Source organism: Thioclava sp. UBA3469 (assembly GCF_002378135.1).
Classification (GTDB): Bacteria; Pseudomonadota; Alphaproteobacteria; order Rhodobacterales; family Rhodobacteraceae; genus Thioclava; species Thioclava sediminum.
Map to the genome: position 1 here is coordinate 1 of NZ_DFRG01000144.1, position 5,189 is coordinate 5,189.

At 63.1% G+C, this 5,189-nt stretch carries 6 protein-coding genes and 1 pseudogene; all 7 read left to right on the plus strand.

The genetic code is table 11. From position 1 onward, the window contains the following. The coding region (locus B3D39_RS11490) for a crotonase/enoyl-CoA hydratase family protein (RefSeq protein WP_286789707.1) at positions 1–648 on the plus strand (648 nt) is incomplete at its 5' end. Positions 649–945: 297 nt separating this feature from the next. Continuing rightward, positions 946–1,311, plus strand: coding sequence for an NADH-quinone oxidoreductase subunit A (locus B3D39_RS11495; protein WP_078519432.1), 366 nt, complete (start codon positions 946–948; stop codon positions 1,309–1,311). Further along, the gene (locus B3D39_RS11500; RefSeq protein ID WP_075774728.1) at positions 1,311–1,835 is read left to right on the plus strand and encodes a NuoB/complex I 20 kDa subunit family protein; all 525 of its coding nucleotides are present in this window, start codon (positions 1,311–1,313) and stop codon (positions 1,833–1,835) included. The genes B3D39_RS11495 and B3D39_RS11500 overlap by 1 nt, the downstream gene beginning before the upstream one ends. A 12-nt stretch (positions 1,836–1,847) precedes the next feature. Next, positions 1,848–2,459: an NADH-quinone oxidoreductase subunit C gene (locus B3D39_RS11505; RefSeq protein WP_078519431.1), complete on the plus strand. Its 612-nt coding sequence runs from the start codon at positions 1,848–1,850 to the stop codon at positions 2,457–2,459. Further along, entirely contained in the window at positions 2,456–3,700 is a 1,245-nt protein-coding gene (locus tag B3D39_RS11510; protein ID WP_078546608.1) for an NADH-quinone oxidoreductase subunit D, read from the plus strand. The genes B3D39_RS11505 and B3D39_RS11510 overlap by 4 nt, the downstream gene beginning before the upstream one ends. Beyond that, positions 3,700–4,920, plus strand: a complete 1,221-nt coding sequence (locus B3D39_RS11515) for an NADH-quinone oxidoreductase subunit E (RefSeq protein ID WP_274962649.1) — start codon at positions 3,700–3,702, stop codon at positions 4,918–4,920. The genes B3D39_RS11510 and B3D39_RS11515 overlap by 1 nt, the downstream gene beginning before the upstream one ends. Positions 4,921–4,970: 50 nt before the next feature. Next, positions 4,971–5,189, plus strand: a pseudogene (locus tag B3D39_RS11520) (hypothetical protein); the annotation flags it as partial.

Below are 5,189 nucleotides of genomic sequence, written 5' to 3' on the forward strand. Positions count from 1 at the left end.
GACGACGCCGTGCGCGTGGTGATCCTCGCCGCCGAAGGGCGCAGCTTCTGCGCAGGTGGCGATCTGAAATGGATGCAGAGCCAGATCGCGGCGGGCGCGAAAGAGCGCGCGGCGGCGGCGCGCAAGCTCGCAGGGATGCTGCAGGCGCTCAACACCTGCCCGAAACCGGTGATCGGCGCGGTGCAGGGCAACGCCTTCGGCGGCGGGATCGGCATGATGTCGGTCTGTGACGTCGCCATCGGTGTCGAGGGGGCGAAATTCGGGCTGACCGAGACGCGGCTGGGCCTGACGCCCGCGACGATCTCTCCCTATGTCGTCGCCCGCATGGGCGAGGCGCGGGCGCGCCGGGTCTTCATGTCCTCGCGGATCTTCGAGGCCGCCGAGGCGCGTGATCTGGGATTGCTGGCCAAGGTGGTCCTGCCCGAGGTGCTGGAGCGCGCCGTGATGGCCGAGGCCGAGCCCTATCTTGCCTGCGCGCCGGGCGCGGTGGGCGAGGCCAAGGCGCTGGTCCGGGCGCTGGGACCGCGGATCGACGAGAGCGTGATCGACATGACGATCGAGGCGCTGGTGACTCGCTGGGAATCCGCCGAGTCGGACGAAGGAATCACCGCGTTTTTCGAGAAGCGCGATCCGGCGTGGAAAGCTTAAGGCAGCCTTAAGTGGCACCCTGCGGCGCGCAGGTCGAATATTCCGAAAATTCAAAGCGCCGTTAAGTTTGATCGAAGGCTGCGCTGCTGCAAAAGCGGCGCAGTCCAACGCGGGCAGGCTCTGAGCGGCGCTCGAAACGCAAAAAATTCGCATACAGTCGTATGCAAAAAGCATCTGTGGCCCGCATTTGCATGATTTTCCGGCCTGCTCTCGGTTGACCCCAATGGGGCGCAAGGCTATTGCTCGCCTAGCCAGAACCTGCGCGACAAGTCGTCGCGATGTTAGGGAGCCAAGCCCATGCATGACATGCTGCGCGAATATCTTCCCATCCTCATCTTTCTCGCCATGGCGATCGTGTTGGGCCTTGTGCTCATGCTCGCTGCGGCAGTGGTGGCGGTCCGCAATCCCGACCCTGAGAAGGTGTCGGCCTACGAATGCGGCTTCAACGCCTTCGACGATGCCCGGATGAAGTTCGACGTTCGTTTCTACCTCGTTTCCATCCTCTTCATCATTTTCGATCTCGAAGTGGCCTTCCTCTTCCCTTGGGCGGTGGCCTTCGGTCAGCTCTCCATGGTCGGATTCTGGTCGATGATGGTCTTCCTGACGGTTCTGACCGTAGGATTCGCATATGAGTGGAAGAAAGGGGCGCTGGAATGGGCGTGATGACCTCTGCCAATACCGCCGGTGCGGATCGCGAAGTCGCGACGCAGACGCTGAACAAGGAATTGCAGGATAAAGGCTTCCTGCTGACCTCCACCGAAGACATCATCAACTGGGCGCGCAACGGCTCGCTGCACTGGATGACCTTTGGTCTCGCCTGCTGCGCCGTCGAGATGATGCAGGTCTCGATGCCGCGCTACGACCTCGAGCGCTTCGGCACCGCGCCGCGCGCAAGCCCGCGCCAGTCCGACCTGATGATCGTCGCCGGCACCCTGACCAACAAGATGGCGCCCGCTCTGCGCAAGGTCTACGACCAGATGCCCGAGCCGCGCTACGTGATCTCGATGGGCTCCTGCGCGAATGGCGGTGGCTATTACCACTACAGCTATTCGGTGGTGCGCGGCTGCGACCGCGTCGTGCCGGTCGATATCTACGTTCCGGGCTGCCCGCCCACGGCGGAGGCGCTGCTTTACGGCATCCTTCAGCTGCAACGCAAAATCCGCCGCACCGGCACGCTGGTGCGCTGAGGAGAGCGAGAGATGGACGATACTGCCCTTCGCGAACTGGCCGGCCATATCGAGCTGAAGCGCCCCGATGACGTGGTCTCCACCGAGATCGCCTTCGACGAGCTGACGGTCACGATCACCGCGCAATCCGTTCCCGGGTTCACCGAGTTCCTGCGCGACGATCCGAATTGCCGCTTCACCAACCTCGTGGACATCACGGCCATCGACTGGCCCGAACGCCCGCAGCGCTTCGATGTCGTCTGGCATTACCTGTCGATGTATCGCAACCAGCGCATCCGCATTAAGGCGGCGGTCCGCGAAGAGGACATGGTGCCCTCGATCACCAAGCTGCACCCCTGTGCCGATTGGTTCGAGCGCGAGATTTTCGACATGTTCGGCATCCTGTTCTCGGGCCATCCGGACCTGCGCCGTCTGCTGACCGATTACGGGTTCCGCGGCCATCCGCTGCGCAAGGATTTCCCGACGACGGGCTATGTCGAAGTGCGTTACGACGAAGTGCTCAAGCGCGTCGTCTATGAGCCGGTGAAACTGACGCAGGAATACCGGCAGTTCGATTTCCTCTCGCCATGGGAAGGTGCGAAATACATCCTTCCCGGTGACGAGAAGGGCGAGGAGGCGAAATGATGGACGGCGATATCCGCAACAATGTCTATGATGACGGCTCGAGGGACACGCTGACCGACGAGCAGCGCATCCGCAATTTCAACATCAACTTCGGTCCCCAACACCCGGCCGCCCACGGCGTGCTGCGCATGGTGCTGGAGCTGGACGGCGAGGTCGTGGAACGTGCCGACCCGCATATCGGGCTGCTGCACCGTGGCACCGAGAAGCTGATGGAAAGCCGCACCTATCTGCAGAACCTGCCTTACTTCAATCGCCTCGACTATGTCGCGCCGATGAACCAGGAACATGCATGGTGCCTCGCCATCGAGAAGCTGACCGGCGTGGAAGTGCCGCGTCGCGGCTCGCTGATCCGCGTGCTCTACTCGGAAATCGGGCGCATCCTGAACCACCTGCTCAACGTGACGACGCAGGCGATGGACGTGGGCGCGCTGACGCCGCCGCTCTGGGGTTTCGAAGAGCGCGAGAAGCTGATGGTCTTCTACGAGCGGGCCTGCGGCGCACGTCTGCACTCGGCCTATTTCCGGCCCGGCGGCGTCCACCAGGACCTGCCGCCGAAGCTGCTCGACGATATCGAGGCCTGGGCGCATGAGTTCCCGAAAGTTCTCGACGACATCGAAGGGCTGCTGACCGAGAACCGCATCTTCAAGCAGCGCAACGTCGATATCTGCGTCATCTCCGAGGAAGAAATCCAGCAATGGGGCTATTCCGGCGTGATGGTGCGTGGCTCCGGCCTTGCATGGGACCTGCGCCGCGCGCAGCCCTACGAATGCTATGACGAGTTCGACTTCCAGATTCCGATCGGCAAGAACGGCGATTGCTACGACCGCTACCTCTGCCGGATGGCCGAGATGCGCGAGTCGACCAAGATCGTCCTTCAGGCGATCGAGAAGCTGCGGATGCCGGAAAATCAGGGCGACGTGCTTGCCCGCGGCAAGGTGACCCCGCCGAAGCGGTCGGAGATGAAGCGCTCGATGGAAGCGCTGATCCACCACTTCAAGCTTTATACCGAAGGCTTCCACGTCCCCGCGGGCGAGGTTTATGCCGCCGTCGAAGCGCCCAAGGGCGAGTTCGGCGTCTATCTGGTGGCCGACGGCACGAACAAGCCGTATCGCGCGAAGATCCGCGCTCCGGGTTACCTGCACCTGCAATCCATGGATCACGTCGCCAAGGGGCACATGCTCGCCGACGTGTCTGCAATCATCGGCACGATGGACATCGTGTTCGGGGAGGTTGACCGCTAATGCTTCGCCGTCTTTACCCGGAACAACCCGATAGTTTCGAGTTCACGCCCGAGAACCTCGCATGGGCCAAGGCCCAGATGACCAAGTTCCCGGTCGGCCGTCAGGCCTCGGCGATCATCCCGCTGCTGTTCCGCGCACAGGAACAGGAAGGCTGGCTGAGCCGTCCGGCGATCGAAACCGTCGCCGAGATGCTCGACATGCCCTACATGCGGGCGCTCGAGGTCGCGACCTTCTACTTCATGTTCCAGCTGGCTCCGGTCGGCTCGGTCGCCCACCTGCAGATCTGCGGCACGACCTCGTGCATGATCTGCGGCGCGGAAGACCTGATGAAGGTCTGCAAGGAAAAGATCGCCGCCGAGCCGTTCCAGCTCTCGGACGATGGCAAGTTCTCGTGGGAAGAGGTCGAGTGCCTCGGCGCCTGCGCGAACGCACCGATGATGCAGGTCGGCAAGGATTACTACGAAGACCTGACCGAGGAGAGCCTCGCGAAGCTGATCGACGAAATGGGCAAGGGCGACGTGCCGAAGCCCGGCTCGCAGACCGGCCGCTTCTCGTCCGAGCCCGCCTCGGGCCTGACCGCGCTCACCGAGTCCAAGGGCGACAAGGAAGAGTACAATGCTTCGGTCGACCTCGCGGTCGGCATCGGCGACACGATCAAGCGTATCGACGGCACGGAAGTGCCGCTCGCCGCACCGTGGCAAAGCTCGGGCCAGCGCGGCCCGATTGGCACGATGGGGCAGGAGCGTCCGCGCTCTGCCGCGCAACAGGACGAGGCGCGCAAGGCCGCCAAGAAAACCGAGGCCAAGCCCGCCAAGGACACGCCCGCCGACAAGACCGGCGTGACGAAATCCGAAGCGCAGGCCACCTCGAAGGCCCGCCCGGAGTCTAAGCGCGAGCCCGAAGGCACCGAGGCTGCGGAGACAGAGGCGGGCGAGAAGCCCAAGCTGCTCGACGCACCGCGCGACGGTGGGGCCGATGACCTCAAGATGATCAAGGGCGTCGGGCCGAAGCTCGAGACGCTTCTGCATTCGATGGGCATTTATCACTTCGACCAGATCGCTGGCTGGACCGATGCGGAACTCGCTTGGGTCGACGGCAATCTCGAAGGCTTCAAAGGTCGCGCGACGCGTGACGACTGGAAAGGTCAGGCAGAGAAACTGGCCAGCGGGGCGGAGACCGAATTCTCGTCGCGCGCAAAGAAAGACGGCATTTACGAATAAGCACAACAGGGTAGAGACCGCCGTTCGGCGGAGTGAATGGAGAAACGGGAATGGGTGATCAGACACAAGGGTGCCGCGGCAAGGCGGGTATCTGGGCAGGTATTACGGGGCTTGTGGTCACCGTATTCCTGATGGTCGTGGCGCATGAGCCCTTCCTCGTGGCTCTGTTCCTCGGTCTGATGACCTTCCTGCTGTTCGGTGCCTTCCTGATCTGGGCATTCTGCTCCGAACATGGCGCGCCGGGCGCGGCTGACGGCACCGGCGCCTCC

Bases quoted from the DNA above. Each gene is read 5' to 3' on its own strand.
- B3D39_RS11495 (WP_078519432.1), top strand. From the start codon at position 946: ATGCATGACATGCTGCGCGAATATCTTCCCATCCTCATCTTTCTCGCC.
- B3D39_RS11500 (WP_075774728.1), top strand. From the start codon at position 1,311: ATGACCTCTGCCAATACCGCCGGTGCGGATCGCGAAGTCGCGACGCAG.
- B3D39_RS11505 (WP_078519431.1), top strand. From the start codon at position 1,848: ATGGACGATACTGCCCTTCGCGAACTGGCCGGCCATATCGAGCTGAAG.
- B3D39_RS11510 (WP_078546608.1), top strand. From the start codon at position 2,456: ATGATGGACGGCGATATCCGCAACAATGTCTATGATGACGGCTCGAGG.
- B3D39_RS11515 (WP_274962649.1), top strand. From the start codon at position 3,700: ATGCTTCGCCGTCTTTACCCGGAACAACCCGATAGTTTCGAGTTCACG.